The organism is Mycolicibacterium wolinskyi str. Jessa 2025, from assembly GCF_049241375.1.
GTDB classification, from domain to species: Bacteria; Actinomycetota; Actinomycetes; order Mycobacteriales; family Mycobacteriaceae; genus Mycobacterium; species Mycobacterium wolinskyi.
Map to the genome: position 1 here is coordinate 2,916,231 of NZ_CP185960.1, position 18,227 is coordinate 2,934,457.

Annotated in this window: 17 protein-coding genes and 1 pseudogene; 12 read left to right on the top strand and 6 right to left on the bottom strand. The window is 64.0% G+C overall.

The window, feature by feature from the left end; genetic code table 11:
• Positions 1 to 795, bottom strand: a complete 795-nt coding sequence (locus ACOI2T_RS14340) for an SDR family oxidoreductase (protein ID WP_409501697.1) — start codon at positions 793 to 795, stop codon at positions 1 to 3.
• A 77-nt stretch (positions 796 to 872) separates the two neighbouring features.
• On the opposite strand from ACOI2T_RS14340, the gene ACOI2T_RS14345 reads away from it, so the two are divergent.
• The 6 genes from ACOI2T_RS14345 (at position 873) to ACOI2T_RS14370 (ending at position 6,329) form a co-directional block, all read left to right on the top strand.
• Positions 873 to 1,556, top strand: coding sequence for an HAD family hydrolase (locus ACOI2T_RS14345; RefSeq protein ID WP_067858845.1), 684 nt, complete (start codon positions 873 to 875; stop codon positions 1,554 to 1,556).
• A gap of 56 nt (positions 1,557 to 1,612) precedes the next feature.
• Complete coding sequence (locus ACOI2T_RS14350) at positions 1,613 to 3,214, top strand: sugar porter family MFS transporter (RefSeq protein ID WP_067858843.1); 1,602 nt, start codon at positions 1,613 to 1,615, stop codon at positions 3,212 to 3,214.
• A gap of 36 nt (positions 3,215 to 3,250) precedes the next feature.
• Positions 3,251 to 3,532 carry a phosphoribosyl-ATP diphosphatase gene (locus ACOI2T_RS14355; RefSeq protein ID WP_067858838.1) on the top strand — a complete coding sequence of 94 codons (282 nt, stop codon included), beginning with the start codon at positions 3,251 to 3,253 and terminating at the stop codon, positions 3,530 to 3,532.
• A 14-nt stretch (positions 3,533 to 3,546) separates the two neighbouring features.
• Positions 3,547 to 4,401 carry an ATP phosphoribosyltransferase gene (hisG, locus tag ACOI2T_RS14360; protein WP_409501917.1) on the top strand — a complete coding sequence of 285 codons (855 nt, stop codon included), beginning with the start codon at positions 3,547 to 3,549 and terminating at the stop codon, positions 4,399 to 4,401.
• A 65-nt stretch (positions 4,402 to 4,466) separates the two neighbouring features.
• A complete protein-coding gene (locus ACOI2T_RS14365; RefSeq protein ID WP_085149553.1) occupies positions 4,467 to 4,949 on the top strand; it encodes a DUF4126 family protein in 483 nt (160 codons plus the stop codon).
• Between the two features lie 3 nt (positions 4,950 to 4,952).
• Complete coding sequence (locus tag ACOI2T_RS14370; protein ID WP_409501698.1) at positions 4,953 to 6,329, top strand: FAD-containing oxidoreductase; 1,377 nt, start codon at positions 4,953 to 4,955, stop codon at positions 6,327 to 6,329.
• Here the strand turns inward: ACOI2T_RS14370 and ACOI2T_RS14375 are convergent.
• From ACOI2T_RS14375 to ACOI2T_RS14385, 3 genes are read right to left on the bottom strand one after another with little or no spacing between them, the layout of a single operon-like run.
• Positions 6,280 to 6,927, bottom strand: coding sequence for a flavodoxin family protein (locus ACOI2T_RS14375; protein WP_409501699.1), 648 nt, complete (start codon positions 6,925 to 6,927; stop codon positions 6,280 to 6,282). The genes ACOI2T_RS14370 and ACOI2T_RS14375 overlap by 50 nt on opposite strands.
• A 2-nt stretch (positions 6,928 to 6,929) precedes the next feature.
• Positions 6,930 to 7,436: an SRPBCC family protein gene (locus ACOI2T_RS14380; protein ID WP_409501700.1), complete on the bottom strand. Its 507-nt coding sequence runs from the start codon at positions 7,434 to 7,436 to the stop codon at positions 6,930 to 6,932.
• The gene (locus ACOI2T_RS14385; protein ID WP_067858827.1) at positions 7,433 to 7,750 is read right to left on the bottom strand and encodes an ArsR/SmtB family transcription factor; all 318 of its coding nucleotides are present in this window, start codon (positions 7,748 to 7,750) and stop codon (positions 7,433 to 7,435) included. The genes ACOI2T_RS14380 and ACOI2T_RS14385 overlap by 4 nt, the downstream gene beginning before the upstream one ends.
• 260 nt (positions 7,751 to 8,010) lie before the next feature.
• Here ACOI2T_RS14385 and ACOI2T_RS14390 point away from each other — a divergent pair.
• Positions 8,011 to 8,141, top strand: a pseudogene (locus ACOI2T_RS14390) (IS481 family transposase); the annotation flags it as partial.
• Between the two features lie 998 nt (positions 8,142 to 9,139).
• Here ACOI2T_RS14390 and ACOI2T_RS14395 read toward each other — a convergent pair.
• A complete protein-coding gene (locus tag ACOI2T_RS14395) occupies positions 9,140 to 10,747 on the bottom strand; it encodes a PucR family transcriptional regulator (protein ID WP_409501701.1) in 1,608 nt (535 codons plus the stop codon).
• Positions 10,748 to 11,360: 613 nt separating this feature from the next.
• Between ACOI2T_RS14395 and ACOI2T_RS14400 the strand changes: the two genes are divergently transcribed.
• Positions 11,361 to 12,332 carry an IS481 family transposase gene (locus tag ACOI2T_RS14400; protein ID WP_409501702.1) on the top strand — a complete coding sequence of 324 codons (972 nt, stop codon included), beginning with the start codon at positions 11,361 to 11,363 and terminating at the stop codon, positions 12,330 to 12,332.
• A gap of 63 nt (positions 12,333 to 12,395) precedes the next feature.
• Here ACOI2T_RS14400 and ACOI2T_RS14405 read toward each other — a convergent pair whose 3' ends face one another.
• On the bottom strand, positions 12,396 to 13,403 hold the full coding sequence (locus ACOI2T_RS14405) for an acrylyl-CoA reductase family protein (RefSeq protein WP_409501703.1): 1,008 nt from the start codon (positions 13,401 to 13,403) through the stop codon (positions 12,396 to 12,398).
• A 116-nt stretch (positions 13,404 to 13,519) separates the two neighbouring features.
• Between ACOI2T_RS14405 and ACOI2T_RS14410 the strand changes: the two genes are divergently transcribed.
• From ACOI2T_RS14410 to ACOI2T_RS14425, 4 genes are all read left to right on the top strand, one after another.
• On the top strand, positions 13,520 to 15,616 hold the full coding sequence (locus tag ACOI2T_RS14410; protein ID WP_409501918.1) for an acetate--CoA ligase family protein: 2,097 nt from the start codon (positions 13,520 to 13,522) through the stop codon (positions 15,614 to 15,616).
• Positions 15,617 to 15,649: 33 nt separating this feature from the next.
• Positions 15,650 to 16,060 (top strand): 3-aminobutyryl-CoA ammonia lyase, encoded by a 411-nt coding sequence (gene kal / locus ACOI2T_RS14415; protein WP_409501704.1) that lies wholly within the window; start codon positions 15,650 to 15,652, stop codon positions 16,058 to 16,060.
• 287 nt (positions 16,061 to 16,347) lie between these two features.
• On the top strand, positions 16,348 to 17,697 hold the full coding sequence (locus ACOI2T_RS14420) for an aminotransferase family protein (RefSeq protein WP_409501705.1): 1,350 nt from the start codon (positions 16,348 to 16,350) through the stop codon (positions 17,695 to 17,697).
• Between the two features lie 135 nt (positions 17,698 to 17,832).
• Positions 17,833 to 18,198, top strand: coding sequence for a YidH family protein (locus ACOI2T_RS14425; protein WP_409501706.1), 366 nt, complete (start codon positions 17,833 to 17,835; stop codon positions 18,196 to 18,198).
• The last annotated feature ends 29 nt before the right edge of the window (positions 18,199 to 18,227 follow it).

The following is an 18,227-nucleotide window of genomic DNA, read 5'->3' on the forward strand; positions in this document are numbered from 1 at the left end:
CTAACGGAACTGTTCGGCGTTTCGCGTGGCCCACTGCGCCACGGACATCGCCGGGGTTCCGGTCAGTTCGGCCACCAATTGGTTGGCCCGCTGCGGCTCCTCGTTGCCGCTGACCGCGTCGAGGTACCACGCCGCGGCGTCACCCATGATCGGCCGAAGCGTGGCTTCGGCTTCGGCGCGGTCGCACTCTTCGAACGCGACGGGCCTGCCGATGCCCACGCCGATCTGGCGGGCGATCTCGGCCCGGCTCAGCGCCTCGGGTCCGGTGAGATCCAGCATCTCGCCGTGGTGCGCGGGTTCGACCAACAGCCGCGCGGCGACCCGGGCGATGTCGTCCATGCTGATCGGCGCCTCGACCACCGCCGGATAGGGCTCGCGGACGGTTCCCGTCTGCTTGATCTGCTCGGCCCAGATCGTGAAGTTGTCGATGAATTCTCCCGGCCCGAGCTGGGTGTGGGGGAGACCGGACGCGCGCACGGCGTCGGCGTGTTCGGTCCAGTGCGCGCCGCCCGACAGCGCGACGACGTAGCCCACCCCGGCCTGCTTGATGCGCTCGAGCGTGGCGTCCAGCGTCGGCGGATACGGAGCCAGATACATGCGCTCGGCCCCGTCGAAGACCCCGTCCAGGGAGTCGAGGTCGCCGAGGAAGCCGGTGAGAACGCTCACACCGTGCGGCAGGTTCGCCTTGGCCGGGTTCTTGGTGAGTGCCCGGATGTCGGTGGCCCCCAAGGTGATCAACTCGTCCACGATGCGTCGGCCGATGTTTCCCGTGGCGCCGGTCACAAGAATTGTCATGGGTTCCACGGTAAGTGAGCGGTCCGACAACTTTGCTGATGTGACTCGGCTGTCGTCGTCATGACACAATCGAGTACATGCTGGCGGTGCTCTGGGACATGGACGGCACCCTGGTCGATTCCGAAAAGCTCTGGGACATCTCGATGCATGCGCTCTATGCGCGCATGGGTGCGGTCCTCACGCCCGAGGTGCGGGAATCCACGGTCGGCGGTTCTGCCGAGACCGTCATGCGGATCGTCTACGACGACATCGGCCTCGACCCTGATCCGGTCGCGATGGCCGAATCCGCCGATTGGTTGCATGACTACACCGGTGAGCTTTTCGAGCAGGGCCTGCCCTGGCGGCCGGGTGCGCAAGAGATGCTCGACAGCCTGACCGCGGCAGGTATACCGATGGCTCTGGTGACCAACACCCGCCGTGAACTCGCCGAGCGAGCCCTCAATAGCATTGGCCGCCATTACTTTTCGGTCACAGTGTGCGGCGACGAGGTCGAAAGCGGCAAGCCGGCACCAGATCCGTACCTCCGTGCCGCCGAACTGCTCGGTGTGTCGACAGCGCACTGCCTGGCGGTCGAGGATTCGGTGACGGGCACGACGTCGGCCGAGGCCGCGGGTTGCCCGGTTCTCGTCGTGCCCAACGACGTCGAGGTGCCGCACGGTCCGCACCGCAGGCATGTTTCATCGCTGACCCAACTCGACGTGGCAGAGCTTCGCGCGGTCTACCACAGCTTGAATTCGCAAGCCGGAGAACGCACCGCCTGATCCCGCCCTGTGATTGAATGTGATCCTGATCACGCATTGCTGCGGAGGGGTGTCACATGACTCATGGGCCGGTCGGTGATTCTGGATCAGGCGTCGATTACGAGGAATCCGAGCACAGCGGCAAGGTGGTCCGCATCGCCTCCGTCGCTGCGCTGGGGGGCCTGCTCTTCGGCTACGACAGCGCGGTGATCAACGGGGCGGTCGCCGCCCTGCAGGACGAATTCGCCATCAACGACGTGACACTGGGCTTCGCGGTGGCCTCGGCACTACTGGGTGCGGCCGTCGGGGCGCTGACCGCGGGGCGGCTGGCCGACAAGATCGGCAGGCGCTCCGTCATGAAGCTCGCGGCGGTGTTGTTCTTCGTCAGTGCGATCGGCACCGCCTTTGCCACACACATCTGGCTCGTCGTCATCTTCCGCATCGTGGGCGGTCTCGGCGTCGGCGTGGCATCGGTCATCGCACCGACTTACATTGCCGAAACCGCACCGCCGCGTATCCGCGGTCGGCTCGGCTCCCTGCAGCAGCTCGCGATCGTGACGGGCATCTTCCTGTCCCTGTCGATCGATTACCTGCTCGCGCATTTGGCCGGCGGCTCGCGCGAAGAACTGTGGCTGGGGATGGCGGCCTGGCGGTGGATGTTCTTGGTGATGGCTGTGCCTGCCGTCGTTTACGGCGTGTTGGCCTACACCATCCCGGAGTCACCGCGGTATCTGGTGGCCCAGTTCCGGATCCCGGAGGCCCGCAGAGTCCTGACCATGCTTCTCGGCGAGAAGAACTTGGAGATCACGATCCACCGGATCGAAGACTCGCTGAAGTCGGAGAAACCGCCGTCGTGGCAGGACCTGCTCAAGCCGCGGCTGCCGGGGATGTCCGCGAGCTCTTTCACCGCATGGGTGCGGCGGTATCTGTGGTGGCTGATGCTGCTTTTCATTGTGCTGGCCGTGGTGGCGGTCTTCTTCGGATGGTGGCTGCTGGCGCTGGTGTTCGGGGCGCTCGGTGTCGGGGTCGCGGTGATCGGCGGGCTCTACGGCATCGTCTGGGTCGGGTTGGGTCTGTCGATCTTTCAGCAGTTCGTCGGTATCAACGTGATCTTCTACTACTCGAATGTGTTGTGGGAGGCCGTCGGATTCGACGAGAGCCAGGCCTTCACCATCACGGTGATCACGTCGGTGACCAACATCGTCACGACGCTCATCGCGATCGCCCTGATCGACAAGATCGGCCGCAAGCCACTGCTGCTGATCGGTTCCACCGGAATGGCGGTCACCCTCGGCACCATGGCGGTGATCTTCGGAACCGCTCCGCAGGTCGACGGCCAGCCTCAGTTGAGCGGCGCGGCCGGGCCCATCGCGCTGATCGCGGCCAACCTGTTCGTGGTGGCCTTCGGGATGTCCTGGGGGCCGGTCGTGTGGGTGCTGCTCGGCGAGATGTTCCCCAACCGCATCCGCGCTGCGGCGCTCGGCCTTGCCGCGGCCGGCCAGTGGGTGGCGAACTGGCTCATCACCGTGTCCTTCCCGGAGCTTCGCAACGTGCTCGGCGTGGCGTACGGCTTCTACGCGCTGTGTGCGGTGCTGTCGTTCATCTTCGTCTGGCGCTGGGTTGAGGAGACCAAGGGCAAGCACCTCGAGGACATGCACGCCGAGGCGCTGCGAACCTGACAGCGTCCCCACCCCGCACAATGACCGGCGGCACGCATGAAACAATTCATGCCTGTGAAGACCTTCGACGCCCTGTTCGCCGAGCTCAGCGACAAAGCGCAGACCAGGCCCGCCGGCAGCGGCACGGTCGCGGCGCTTGATGCCGGCGTGCATGGGCTCGGCAAGAAGATCCTTGAGGAAGCCGGCGAAGTGTGGCTGGCCGCCGAGCACGAGAGTGACGAGGCGCTGGCCGAGGAGGTCAGCCAGTTGCTGTACTGGACCCAGGTGCTGATGATCTCGCGCGGTCTGACCCTCGACGACGTCTACCGGAAGCTGTGAGCGTGGCTGACCAGATGTTGCGCGTCGCGGTCCCCAACAAGGGCGCGCTCAGTGAATCGGCCGCCGAGATCCTCGCCGAGGCCGGCTACCGGCGCCGCCGCGATCCCAAAGACCTGACGGTCGTCGATCCGGCCAACAACGTCGAGTTCTTCTTCCTGCGGCCCAAGGACATCGCGATCTACGTCGGCTCCGGTCAGCTCGACCTGGGCATCACCGGACGTGACCTCGCCGCCGACTCCGACGCGCCGGTGCGTGAGCGGCTCTCGCTCGGCTTCGGCGCCTCGACGTTCCGCTACGCAGCGCCTGCCGGGCGGGAGTGGACCCCGCAGGATCTGGCCGGAAAGCGGATTGCGACGTCGTTTCCCAACCTGGTCCGAAAAGACCTGGCGGCACAGGGGATCGACGCCACGGTGATCCGGCTCGACGGTGCGGTCGAGATCTCGATTCAGCTCGGCGTCGCCGACGTGATCGCTGACGTGGTGGGCTCCGGGCGCACGCTCGGCTTGCACAATCTGGTGGCGTTCGGCGCACCGCTGTGCGAATCGGAGGCCGTGCTGATCGAACGCGACGGGGCCGACGGCGACGCGGCCGCGGCGGCGCGCGATCAGCTGACCGCACGGGTCCAGGGCGTGGTGTTCGGCCAGCAGTACCTGATGCTGGACTACGACTGTCCGCGTGCGGTTTTGGAGCAGGCCACCGCGGTCACGCCGGGCCTGGAGTCGCCGACGATCGCGCCGCTCGCCGATCCGGACTGGGTGGCGGTGCGGGCGCTCGTGCCGCGCCGTGACGTGAACTCCATCATGGACGAGATCGCCGCGATCGGCGCGAAAGCGATACTGGCCTCCGACATCCGGTTCTGCCGCTTCTGATAAGTCCGGCACTGCGGCGTCGTGCGTGCTAGCGTCCGGGTGACATTCCCGCCTCGGAGGTTGCCATGACGCACTTTCTGGTTCTGTTGCTGGCTCTGCTGATCGGTGTGGTGGCAGGGTTGCGCGCATTCTCCGCCCCCGCGGCGGTGGCATGGGCGGCGGCACTGAGCTGGATCAACCTCGACGGCACGTGGGTCGAATGGCTGGCACATCCCGTGACGGTCACGATTCTGACGATTCTTGCTGTGGGAGAACTGGTTACCGACCAGCTTCCGAGCACGCCCAGCCGCAAGACCCCCATCCAGTTCGGGGCCCGCCTGATCACCGGTGGCTTCGCGGGTGCGGTCATCGGCACGGCGTGGGGTTACACCATCGGCGGTCTCGGTGCGGGGATCGTGGGTGCGGTACTGGGAACGCTCGGCGGGTACGAGGCGCGTAAACGGTTGGTGGCGGCCAACGATGGACGTGATCTGCCGATCGCCCTCGTCGAAGACGCCGTCGCGGTGCTCGGTGGATTCGCCGTTGCGGCGTTGACTGCGGTCGTCTAACCGATGGCCCCGGCGCAGAAGTACGACGCCATCGTCATCGGCGCGGGCCAGGCCGGACCGTCGCTGGCCGGGCGCCTGACCGCTGACGGCCAGACGGTGGCGGTCATCGAACGCAAACTCGTCGGCGGTACGTGCGTCAACTACGGTTGCATCCCCACCAAGACGCTCGTGGCCAGTGCCCACGCCGCCCACCTCGCCCGTCGCGGCGCCGAATACGGTGTCGGCACCGGCGACATCGCGGTGGACATGGCGAAAGTCAAGGCGCGCAAAGACAAAATCATGCTCGACGATCGCCACGGGGTCGAATCGTGGCTCGAAGGTATGGACGGCGCCACGCTGATTCGCGGTCATGCCCGGTTCGTCGACCCGCACACGGTCGACGTCGACGGGCAGCTTCTCACCGCGGAGAAGATCTTTCTCAATGTCGGCGGCCGCGCTGTCGCGCCCGACTTCCCGGGCCTCGACGGTATCGAGTACCTGACGAATGTCGGTATCCTGGAACTTGATTCACTGCCCGAGCATCTCGTCATCATCGGCGGAAGCTACATCGCCCTGGAGTTCGCGCAGATGTACCGGCGTTTCGGCGCTCAGGTCACCGTGATCGAGAAAGGGCCGCGCCTGACCTCGCGCGAAGACGAGGACGTTTCGGCCACCATCAAAGAGATCCTGGAGGCCGAGGGCATCACGGTGGTGCTCGACGCGACCGGCATCCGGTTCACCAAGCGCGACAACGGCTTTGAGGTCGTGCCGGCAGATGGGGCGGAACCCATCGTCGGCACTCATCTGCTGATGGCGGTAGGCCGGGTGCCCAATACCGACGATCTCGGGCTCGAGAACGCCGGTGTGGAGACCGACAAGCGGGGCTACGTCGTCGTCGACGATCAGTTGCGCACGAACGTCGAGCACATCTGGGCCATGGGGGACTGCAACGGCAAGGGTGCGTTCACCCACACGTCCTACAACGACTTCGAGATCGTGGCGGCCAATCTGCTCGACGACGATCCACGCCGCGTCAGCGACCGCGTCACGACCTATGCCCTGTACATCGACCCACCGTTGGGCCGGGCCGGGATGACCGTCGACCAGGTTCGGGCATCGGGCCGAAAAGCCTTGGTGGGCAAGCGTCCCATGACACGAGTCGGCCGTGCGGTCGAGAAGGGCGAGACGCAGGGCTTCATGAAAGTCGTGGTGGATGCCGAGACCGAGGAGATACTCGGTGCGGCCATCCTCGGCGTCGGTGGCGACGAGGTGATTCACTCGATTCTCGACATCATGACCGCGAAAAAGCCCTACACCGCGATTTCACGCACCATGCACATCCACCCGACGGTCAGCGAACTGGTGCCGACGATGCTGCAGGACCTGAAGCCGCTGAACTGACGGTTCGGCCGATGTTGAGTTGCCGCGTCACCTCGGCGACCCGCCGGCCGAGGTGACGGCAGGTCTGCACATCGGAGGGATGAACCTGGTCGGGGTTGGCATCGACATCGGTCGACGCGGCCGCGCCGAGCCAGAAGCCCAGCCGGTTGAGATCGTTCTCACTGCCGGCAGAGCTGTTCCAGCCCGCGCCCAAACCGAGGTTCACCCAATGCATGTGGTGCTGCGCGGCGAATATCGCCAACGAGCTCAGCGTGTTGAGCTTGTCACCGGCCTTGGCGCCGGAGTTGGTGAATCCAGCCGCGATCTTGTCGCGCCATGTGCCGTTGAGGCAACGCCGCCCGGTCTGTTCGGCGAACGCCTGGAATCCGGCGGATACGTTGCCCATGTACGTCGCGCTGCCGAAGATCATCGCGTCCACGTTGTCCAGGACATCCCAGTCGGCCTCGGTCATGGTGTCGACGGCGATGACATTGACGGCCGCGCCGCCTTCGTGGGCGCCTGCGGCGACCGCTTGTGCGAGGGTCGCGGTGTGGCCGAAGCCGGAGTGGTATGCGACTGCGACGGTCGGTGCTGCGATGTCAATTCCGTTGTGGTACATGGCTAATTCTCTCCCAGTGATTGTGCGACTTCTTGATAACGCTGGTCCCATTCCGGCAGCGGTTCGCCGGCGAGGTGGGCCTCCATCCGGTCGAGGAAGGCGTGCGTTCCGGGGAAGAATCCCTGTCCGTCCCGGACCGTCAGGCCACGATGGCTGAACCTCAACAGGGTTCCGTCGCCATCCGGTGTGAGCTCGTAACGCACCACACCGCAACCGGTGTCGGTGAGTATCGGCTGGCTCCACTCGTGCTCGAACACGTTCGGCGGATCCCAGACCCGGATCCGCCCGGTCATCTTCTTGACCTCGGGCGGTACCGGCGGGCCGTCGGCGACGGTCTCGATCGTGCCGCCTTCGCGGGCATCGATTGTCGTCTCGCCCATCCACTGTCTGCGCTCTGCCGGATCGGTGATCGCCGACCACACCGCGTCGACCGGAAAGGGGAGCCGGCGTTCGAATGTGAGCACCGCCAGATCACCCTCGATCGTGAGTTTTCCTTCGCGGCCGATCATTTCGTCTCCTTCTGGGTCTTTGTGAGGTGGCGTTCCAGGGCGTCGAGATGGTTGGTCCAGTAGCGGCGATAGCGTTCGATCCATTCGTCGATCTGCACCAGGCCGTCGGCACGCAGCGCGTAGATGCGCCGCTGGGCATCGGGTCGCATCTCGACCAGGCCGACTTCCCGCAGCACTTTCAGATGGCGCGACACGGTCGGCTGTGTCAGTTCGGGCAGGGTCGCGACCAACTCACCGGCGGTGCGCTCACCGTCGATGAGCGCATCCAACAACGCCCGCCGGTTCGGTTCGGCTACGGCCTCGAAGACGTCCATGTGTTGAGTATTGCATCACGTCTATATAGATGCAAGCGAATATTTACGCCCCGGGCGCCCGCGAGGTACGAGGTCGACCTGGGGCGCCTGTAGGATCCCAATCTCGAAGTCGTAGTCCCAGCTGAGTGTCATGCGATTTGGCATCTGTGACACCGAGTTGGGATTACGTCGGATTTGTTCGGCGATGCCATATCCACTCGTCTCGTCGGATTGTTTCGCCATAAGTATGTCGCCCAATGAGCACCGTGCGGCGGGTCGTGAAACTACGGTGGCGCCAGCGACTGGGGCCAGTTCAGATCATCGGCCAGCTCGGCATGGCGGCATCCACGGTGGACGCGGTACTGATCCGGTGCCGATCAACTGGCTATCGCACATCGATCTCCTCACCGGTCTTGCCCTCAGCAGCCAACTCGTCAGCGCGGTGCAACTTGCGCACGATGTCCTCCGCGGAATGCCGCTTGCGACTAGCCATGTGTTTTCATCGTTCCTTCCGGCCCGACCTCGGGCCACCGGACTCATTCACGGGGAACACGCCAGGCGGACTCGTCAGGGCTTTGCAGCGGAGGCGCGCGTCGATAATCAGAACGTCGATCCGACGGTGACTGTTCCGGATGTACGGCAAAGAAGTTGACTAGGCGATGCGCGTTGGGTTCCGTTGGCTGCCAAGGTAATGACTACGCGCTGATCGGACCCGTCGGGCACTAGCTAGACCACGCATCTGATGCTGGTGCCGCAACCACACGAACGCATCCGGTGGCGCCGGAACCTGCGGCAACACTCGAGAGCCCTTGCACACAACCGCGATCATCTGCCTACTCGGATCCGCATCGCCCTTGCAGGCGCCGAGCAGTTCTGAAGCCCGAGCACCGGTCGACACCCACAACGCCACCAAGTGCGCGATCCCGATGCGACCCCAGTCGGGCGCACAACTCATCGAACCGGGCATCCGGAATGCTGCGCGGCGGCAACCGCGGCCGAAACTGCCCCGGCCGCTCCCGTTTATGCGGTTCCATCGGATTGTGATGCCCGCATGCGGCCGATCCGCGCGACTGAGATTGCGGGACGACGTAAACGGATTTACCAGCGGGTCGGGCTCAAACGGCTGCCCGAGGCGATCAACAGGGTCTGGGCGGTCCCAGCCTCACGATGGAACTCGTAGAAGCTGCGAAGCGCCGTCTCCGAATGCGCCCGCGTCGTCGCCGCATACTTGCGTCCAGGCCCCACCTTCCCGGTCAGGAATCCAGGTGGAAGGTCGCGACTTCAGCGTCTGGATCCGGTTGGCAGACAAGCTGAACCACCGTTCGGGCAGGGGTTGCCGGAGCCGCGGCTGAATCTGCTGGGGGTGGCTTCTCGGATGACAAGTGTGCTGTGCAGCGGCGGTTCTATCGTTCAGGTCCGTTGCTCTGAATTGTTCTCGCGTAGAACGTCTTCGGCAACCAATGCCACATGAAGCGAGACGTTGATATCGGGATCCTCGAGATCTACATCGAGGATGCTGGCGATGCGTGCCAGCCGGTCGTAGAACGCCGAGCGCGACATGTGCAACTCAGCGGCGGCATCAGATTTGCTTGTTGGGTGGCGAAGGTAGGCCCGCAGCGTGGCGAGCAGATCGCCATTGCGTTCGGTGTCCCACGCTTTGATTGGGCCGAGTTCTCGGGCACAGAACAGACGCAACCGGTCGTCGTCAGCGAGCATGCTCAACAAGCCGCGCAAACGTACGTCTTCTAGCCGGTACACTGTTCGATGCGGGGCGGTAGGCGGCAGTGAATTCAGGACGTGTAAAGCCTCGCGCAGTGTGCGGTCGGCTTCGGCCGCGCGCCTCACCGGACGCCCCACGCCGATGGTGACTCGTACACGATCGAGCAGTCGTGCAGCTAGTTCATTGGCGATCTGGTCGGCATCGGTGGTTAGTGGGACGGACATCAGCACCCGGATTGTGTCGTCGATGTCGCAGACTAGTGCAGGCAACGTCATCCTTGCGGCGGCGTTGACGGTTGCGGTGACTACCGAGTCGATCCGCTCGACGCGTCGTAGCGGTTCGACTGCTGGTCCTGGCACCCGTATGGACATTCCGACCAAGCAGCGTGATTCCAGCGGAACGCCGGCCAGCTCGCAACGCCGGGCGATGTCTGGGGCACTAGGGTCGCTCAACAATCGCATTACCAGCTCATGGTGAGTGCGGCGGATTAGGCTATCGCGCTGGCGAGCATGACGCTGGTGTAGGGCTAGAGCCGCGGCGGCTCGTTCCGCGGTGGCTTTGAGGCGTGGGCTTGGAGGCTGTGGTGATTCGATGATCAAACGGCCCCAGCCGCGTTCAGGCTTGCCGATGCGGGTCAGTAGCCACCCTTGAGACTCATCCCAAGTGGTGCGTCCGATGAGTGATGTGGCTCGCGAGCGGCCAGTCCAGTCGGCTGCGAACGTCGTTGTATCGTTTGGGCCCAACCTGTAGTCGACAATTCTGTGCTGTCCGTCTTCGAGGACGACCGCGGCGCCGGCCAGGCGTTCCACGGATTCGAGAATATCGACAGGACTCGCCTCGGCGATGCTGAGTTCGGTGAATACCTCGTGGATGTGTTGGGTCTGGCGTAACTCCTCGAGTTGGCGATCGACAATTTGTTCGCCTACGGCTTGGGCCACCGCAGCGAAGCGGACTTCTCGTGTCAACGCCACGAGGGGCAGTTGCAGCTGCTCGCATGTGGCTATCAAAGCTTCGGGTACTTCGCGCCAGCGGCGTCCCAGCTCGACTATGAGACCTGCGACATCGCTGCGGTCGAGGCTCAATGCGAACGTCGTCAGTGCCTCAGCAGCATCAGGCAAGCTGATTCCGGTCGTCATTACAAGGTCACCGCCCCGCAGTAAGGGGCCAATGTCGGCGAGTTCAGTGGTGTGCACCCACAGAACCGTGCGCGTCAAGCCTTTTGCGCCCGCGACTAGGACGGGGCCGGCGGCGCGCAGCACGGGAACGGAGAGGGCCTCGCCCACAGTCATCTGTACCATTGCTGGCCCTGTGACTGTTGACTCTGCGGCGGTTCAAGATACGAGTTGCTCATGTGACAGCCTCTCTGCCGTACCGTGTAACTATACGGTACCGAATCGTAAATATACAGCTTTGGTCGTACGGAGGCGATTAGCGCAGGGCGACCCGTTAGGCCGTAAGAGCCAGCCACGGAAGGGGCGCCAGGCATGAGTGAGTTAGCCGCAGAGAGCGAGCCGCGGCCAAGCCGACTGTCCGTGCGGGGCTGCTGTTTTGGCGGCTTGCTCACGCCCATGGTGGATTAGGAGACGTGTGAGGCAGCGGCGCGCGCCACGCCCCGCAGCGACATCTGGTCGATGCCATCGGCAAATGCGGACGCAATACTACGGAAAGCGCCATGAGCGCAACCCGATTGGCAAGTTCGAGGCCCGCGACCTGAAGGAATGGGCATGCAATGGGACACGAACACGCCCGACCGCTCGGTTCTGCCAGGCCGGCAATGAAGCGTAGCAACCGCGGCCCGAGCAGCGGATTAGCTGTCGTGACCTGTGAGGTTGTTGACGGCGTGCCTGCTTGAAAGTGGGAGGACCTCCTGACGGAGTGGATGTGTCTGGCATTCACCCGTAGGAGGTCCGCGTGTCTCACGCTAACGCCCGTACCAACGTGTTCGCTCGTCGCCTGATCGTTGAGCGTGTTGCAGCCGGTTGGCCACCGGCGCATGTCGCTGAACAACTGGGCATTTCGAGAGCGACGGTCTACAAGTGGCTGCGCCGGTATGCCGAGGGCGGCGAGGAAGCGTTGGCCGACCGATCCTCGCGCCCGATCCGAATGCCCCAGCGCACCAGTCCTCGGGTCGAGCAGAAAGTGCTCAACGCCCGACGCCGCCTCAAGCGCGGCGCTGTCGTCTTGGCTGGTGAACTCGGCTTGAATCCGTCCACGGTCGGACGGATCCTGGCCCGCCACCAGGTGCCGCACCTGTCTGCCATCGATCCGATCACCGGCCAGGCCGTGCGCTGCTCGCGGCGCACTCCCAACCGCTACGAACACCGCACCCCGGGCTCACTGGTCGATGTCGACGTCAAAAAGCTCGGCCGCATCCCCCAGGGAGGCGGGTGGCGCCTGCACGGCCGCGACGCCGCGGTATCGGTGGCCAACCGGCACAAGAAGATCAAGATTGGCTACGACTACGTCCACACCGCTGTCGATGACCACACCCGCCTGGCCTACAGCGAAGTGCTGCCCGACGAGAAAGACATGACCTGCGCGGGATTCCTGCACCGAGCGTTGGCCTGGTTCACCACTCACGGCGTGCGCGTGCGGCGGTTGCTGACCGACAACGCGTTGGTCTACCGGCGCGGCACCAACTGGGGTTGGGTGTGCTCAGCGTGGCAGCTCAAACGCCGATTCATCAAACCCGGCCGGCCCTGGACCAACGGCAAAGCAGAACGCTTCAACCGAACCTTGCTCACCGAATGGGCCTACGCCCGCCCCTGGACCTCAAACAGCTTGCGCGCACAAGGCCTTGACCGATTCCTGCATCGCTACAACACTCAACGAGGCCACTCCGCCCTCGGCGGTCAACCACCCATCAGCCGGCTCGCCGCCTGACAACAACGTGTCAGGTCACGACAGCTAGCCGACGGGCCCTGCCTCGACCTCTTTGGGTGGCTGTTATCGCGGATGCAGTCGGACCAAGGTGCGGCCACGATTGCTACCGTTACGAATGCGCGCTAGCGCCAGGTGAAGGCCCGACAAATCCACCTCGTCGGTAGCCAGGTTGTCGAGCGCTGGCGGCCGCAAATCCTCGGCGAGCCGTTCCCACACCTGGCGACGTCGTTCGATGGGGCACTGTACCGAGTCAATCCCTATTAGTGAGACCCCGCGCAGAATGAAGGGGAAAACTGTGGTGCTTAGGGAGGCGCCGCCGGTGTTGCCCGAGGCCGCTACCGTGGCCCCGTACTTCAGAGACGCTAGTACTGTGGCCAAAGTCGCGCCTCCGACGCAATCGACTGCCGCTGCCCACGTCTCGCGCTGCAGCGGTCGTGCAGCGTCTCCGAGGGAAGATCGGTCGATGATGGTGTGTGCACCAAGTGAGCGCAACCACTCCTCGGCATCTGCTTTTCCGGTCAGCGCTGTGACCTCGTAGCCCCGAGCGGCCAGGATTGACACGGCGACGCTGCCCACACCTCCGGTTGCCCCGGTGACCAGGACCGGTCCGGTATCGCGTCGTAAACCGTGCTCTTCAAGCGCAATGATGCTTAATGCTGCGGTAAAGCCAGCTGTGCCCAGTGTCATTGTCTGGCGTTCGGATAGCCCGGAGGGGATGGGCACGATCCAGCTAGCCGGCACGCGCGCGTATTCGCTGTAGCCACCGTGATGGGCCACCCCGATGTCGTAGCCGTGGACTAGGACCGACGCGCCTATATCCAACCCGGATGGTCCAGGATCCACGATGGTGCCAGCCAAGTCGATACCCGGCACGATGGGATCAATCCGGGCGACCTTGCCGTCTTTGTGCGAGGCCAACGCATCCTTGAAGTTCACGCTCGACCAAGTGACGGCGATGGTGACGTCGCCCTCGCCGAGGCGATCGGCAGACAGCTCCTGGATGCTCAGATGCGTGTCAGGGCCGGATGATTCAGCGACGAGGGCTCGAAATGAAGGGGGAAGTTTAGGCATGCAGCGATGCTAAGTCGCGCGAATCGGATCCGAATGACACACCGCGTTCGACGATTGGGGTGATTGGCGACACAATGTCGCCATCGAATTCTACTGGGCCGCTGCAGGATTTGGGTATGTCACAGTCCCTGCGATATCGACCCCGCTCCATTGCCGTCGTCGGCGCATCACCGTCGCGGTTCATCGGTAGGGTTGTCTTCGACAACTGTCGGCGCTTGGGCTACCAAGGCGGCCTCGTAGCGGTGACCCCCCGATACACCGAAGTTGCCGACGTACCCGCAGTGCCCCGGCTCACCGATCTCAGTGAGCCGGTCGACGTCGCTGTCGTGCAAGTCCGTACCGAACGCGTGCTCGAGATCGTCGAAGACGGGATCACCGCGGGTGTAAAGACATTCGTCATTCCAGGAGCGGGAACGACGGATTCCGGGTCTCAGGCGGCCGCGTTGGCACGGGAACTGCAACGACTTCAGCAGGACCAACAGGTGGCCGTCATCGGCCCCAACTGCATGGGCGTGTTGGATCTGGTCTCGGGCGCCGCGCCGTACATCGGCACGGTGGGGGCCCACCTCCGACGCGGCAGCGTGGGCCTCGTCGCACACAGCGGCGCCATCGTCGAAGCCTTCGTCAACGCCGGACCACGCGTGCCGCTTTCTACGGCCATCTCCTCTGGCAGCGAGACCGTACTCACCTTCGCCGATCATCTGAGATTCTTCGTCGACGATCCGGAGACAACCGCGGTGCTTGCGTTCGTGGAAGCGATTGACGATGGCCCCGAAGCGTTGGCCGCCTGTCGGCAACTCGCTGAAGCCGGCAAGGCACTCGGTGTATGTCTGGTCGGCCACTCCGAAATCGCTCAAAAAGGCGTACAGGCCCACTCCGGTCGACTGGCGGGTTCGGTGCGTACGGCCGCTGCCGCGCTTGTTCAATCAGGCGCCGTGCTGGCCGCTGATCTCGACGAGCTGCTCAACCTCGGTCAGATCTTCGGCACACGCCGTCGCGTCGCAGGACGCCGGATGCACCTGATCACCAACTCCGGCGGCGAGGCCAACATGCTCGCTGACGTGGCCTCCGCCGCCGGACTTGAGCTGCCCCCGTTAGGTGACGCCGCCACCGACGTGCTTACCGCCCGCTGGCCACTGTTTACGGCTCGCAACCCGATCGACCCATGGGGCGCCGACGACCACGAGATCATCTACCCGGAGGTGCTGCGCGTGATGGCGCACGAGTCAACAGACCTCTTGGTAGTCGGCATTGATCAGCAACGCACAGCTGGTGAATACGAAAAGGATTTGGGACTGTTTCTCGCCCGCGCGCTGTCACACGCCAGCAACGACGCCACCGCCGTCCCCGTCATGCTGAGTCCGGCCAGCCAAGATCCTCCAGACCGGCTCGTCGAGTTCTGCGCGCGCGCGGATATTCCGTTACTGCGAGGTGCTCGGCCCGGCCTAGCCGTGCTCGCCGCTCTCGGCAGGCGGGCGGAATCCGAAGCCAACCGTGACATTCGTACTTCACTGCGAGCCGAGAACCCGATCGTAGAGCCCAACGCCAGCAGGAACGCTGGTGACGCAGCGGAGTTGCCTTCAACGGAGGACGAGCTGCTCACTGCGCTCGGCAGCCTTGGATTGAACGTGCCGCAGTCAATCCGGGTCGTCTCCAGCGATACTGCCGTCCAGGCATTCGTAGCAATAGGCGGCCCCGTCGTCGTGAAGGGAGTCGCCGAAGGACTGCTGCACAAGACAGAGGCCGGTCTCGTCGCAGTTGGGTTGACCACCGCAGAGCAGGTACACCGCGAAGCTGAGCGGATGCTCGACTGGGCCCTACGACAAGACCTTGATCTGGAATTGCTTGTGGCGGAGATGGTTCGCGGTGAGTTGGAGGTTCTGGTCGGTTATCACCGCGATCCGACTTTCGGTGCAACCTGCCTGGTGGGACTCGGCGGCGTGTGGGCCGAGTATCTCGACGTCGTGGATATCCACGTCGGGGAACTGGATGAAGCCGGCGCTAGCCGATTCCTCGACAATAGCCGCGTCGGCAAGATGATGGCCAACGCACGCGGAGGAGCGCTCGACCGCGGCGGCGTCCTGAGCGCCTTGTGCGCTGTGAGCAAGCTGGGTGTGTCCTCCCCACAGATCAACGCCATTGATGTCAACCCCATCATCGTGGGCAGGACCAGGGCGGTCGCAGTCGACGCCGCCATAACCGTCAGCCCCTGACACCTTGCACAACCCACCCCGAAAGGAAGCCCCATGTCCGAGATCACCCAGACCATCACCGCGAACCTCCGCGTCCGCATTGGACAGGAAGAAGCCCACTACGGCGGCAACCTCGTCGAAGGCGCCCGCGTCCTGAAACTGTTCGGCGATATCGTCACCGAGGTCGCCATCATCACCGACGGTGACGAAGGACTGTTCGTTGGATACGACAAGGTGGAATTTCTCGCCCCGGTGTACGCCGGCGACTTCCTTGAAGTCAGCGGCAGGGTCACCCGGATCGGCAATACGAGCCGCACCGTCGAACTGCAGGCGCGCAAGGTGATCGCAGCTCGTTACGACATGGGCGCCTCGGCAGCCGACGTCCTCGAAGAGCCAATTGTCGTCGTACGGGCGGTCGGGACCACTGTTATTCCGTCGGCTCACAGTCGAAAGCGCAACGCCTGACGGGCTTACGACACGCACGCACTGGAGACGGGCGTCAGCTGTTCTGACCCTCCCCGATGGCGACAGACTGACGCCGCCAGTGGTGAATGTCCGACACATCGCCGCTTACGTCACAGGACCCCGGTCAGCATCATATGAGTGGCGCTTCCGAATTGTCAGTCCCAGATCGCTGAACCTGGCTGAGCTGGCAGCAGAGTCAACTGGCGTTACTGCCGCCCCACTTTCACCCCATGGATTCGGCGCGGTCGAATCTCTCTCGCGCAGTATCCGATTCACAGGAGTAGTTCATGAGCACCCGTACATTCGTGTCCAGCGACGAGACCTCCGTGTTGCCACGTGACCTCGACCGCAAGTACCCGCTGATGGTTCGTGGTGAGGGCGTCTGGCTCTTTGATGGTGAGGGTCGTGCCCACCTCGATGCCGTCGGCGGCGGCGCCATGGTTACCAGTTTGGGGTACGGAGTGACCTCCATCATGGATGCCGCCGACGCTCAGGCCCGAGAGCTGGCGTATGTCTACAACCAACAATTCTCGAACCCGCGCCAAGAAGAACTCGCGACACGTCTGCTCGGCCATGCGCCTGGAATGGACCGAGTTCACTTCGTCACCGGGGGGTCCGAGGCCGACGAGATGGCCATCCGGCTGGCCCGCCACTACCACGTCGACCGGGGGCAACCGAGTCGACATTTGCTAATCTCACCGGCTCAGGCCTACCATGGCGTGACCGCAGGGTCACTGGCGATCACCGGTCGTCCAAGCTTCGTCGCGCCCTACGGGCCCTATCGCACGCCACAGCTCCACGTGCCACCGTGCAATTGGCGCGCGAACGACCCAGACGGTGCCCAAGCGTTGGCGGTGATGCGTCAGCTGATCGAACAAGCCGGCCCCGAGAATGTATCCGCCTTCATCGCCGAACCCTTCAGCGGCTCGGCACTGCCCGCATACAGCCCACCGGAGGGGTTCTGGAGGGGTGTCGACGAATTGCGCCAAGAGTTCGGTTTCCTGGTCATTCTCGATGAAGTGGTGACCGGGATGGGCCGAACCGGCACCTGGTTCGCCACAGAGCAGCTGCCGCTCCAACCCGACATCATCACCACCGCGAAATGCCTCGGCGCAGGTTACACCGCTATTGGCGCCGTCATGTGCACCAACGGGATCTATGAAGGCCTCGGTGGAGGATCGCGTCGGTTCGAGTTAGGACATACCTGGGATGGGGCGCCCTTGCCGTGCGCCGTCGCGCTCGCCGTCATAGACGAACTCGAACGAACTCAAATCATCGAGCACGTCCGCGAGCGTGGCCCCCGGCTTCGAGCGGATTTGGAAGCAGCGCTTTCGGACTGCGAGATGGTGCGCGAGGTGCGGGGCGCGGGCTACCTGCTCGGCATCGATTACGTCGATCCGCGCGATGGAGCGTCCTTCATCGACCCCGCGCTCAAGGTGTTCCGGCGTATTGATGAAGAAGCGCTTTCCAACGAACTTCTCCTCTATTCGACGCAGGCGACGAGGGATGGATACACGGGGGACCAGACCCTTCTTTCCCCTGCATATGTGTCAAGTGAGAGTGAGCTTGCGCAGATCGTAGACCGCACCGCCGCCACCGTGCGCGGTGTCGAGAAATGGCTGAAATCGCAGTACTAAGAACTGCCCAGTCACCGCTGCGGGGGCTTGAAACTGCCTGCCCCAGCGGTGACCGGGTCGCGTCGACGAGCATGCAGCTTTGTGTCGACGCCTCCTGTAGCTCCCTACATAGCCGCGTTTGAGGTGCGCAAGAGCATGGTGAGACGGCGTTTTCCACGTTGGGTGTACGGGCGCGGCGAAGAACCAGACCCGCGGTTCACCCTTGCTAATGAGCGGACCTTCCTCGCATGGATCCGCACCGGGCTGGCCCTTGTGGCCGCGGGGGTCGCGCTGGAGGCGATCGCGTTGCCTCTGAATGTCCATCTCAAACAAGCGGCGTCAATCACGTTGCTGATCATGGGCATTTCCCTCCCTCTGTCATCGTGGTGGCACTGGGGCCGCACTGAGCGCGCGTTGCGACGCGACGAACCGCTGCCACCTAGCTCGATCGTGTCGGGGCTGTTGGTCGGCGGGCTACTCGTCGTTGGCGTGGCGCTTACCTACGCGACGATCGTTTCCTGATGGACTGCCGGCGTGGACGTGACCCCGGA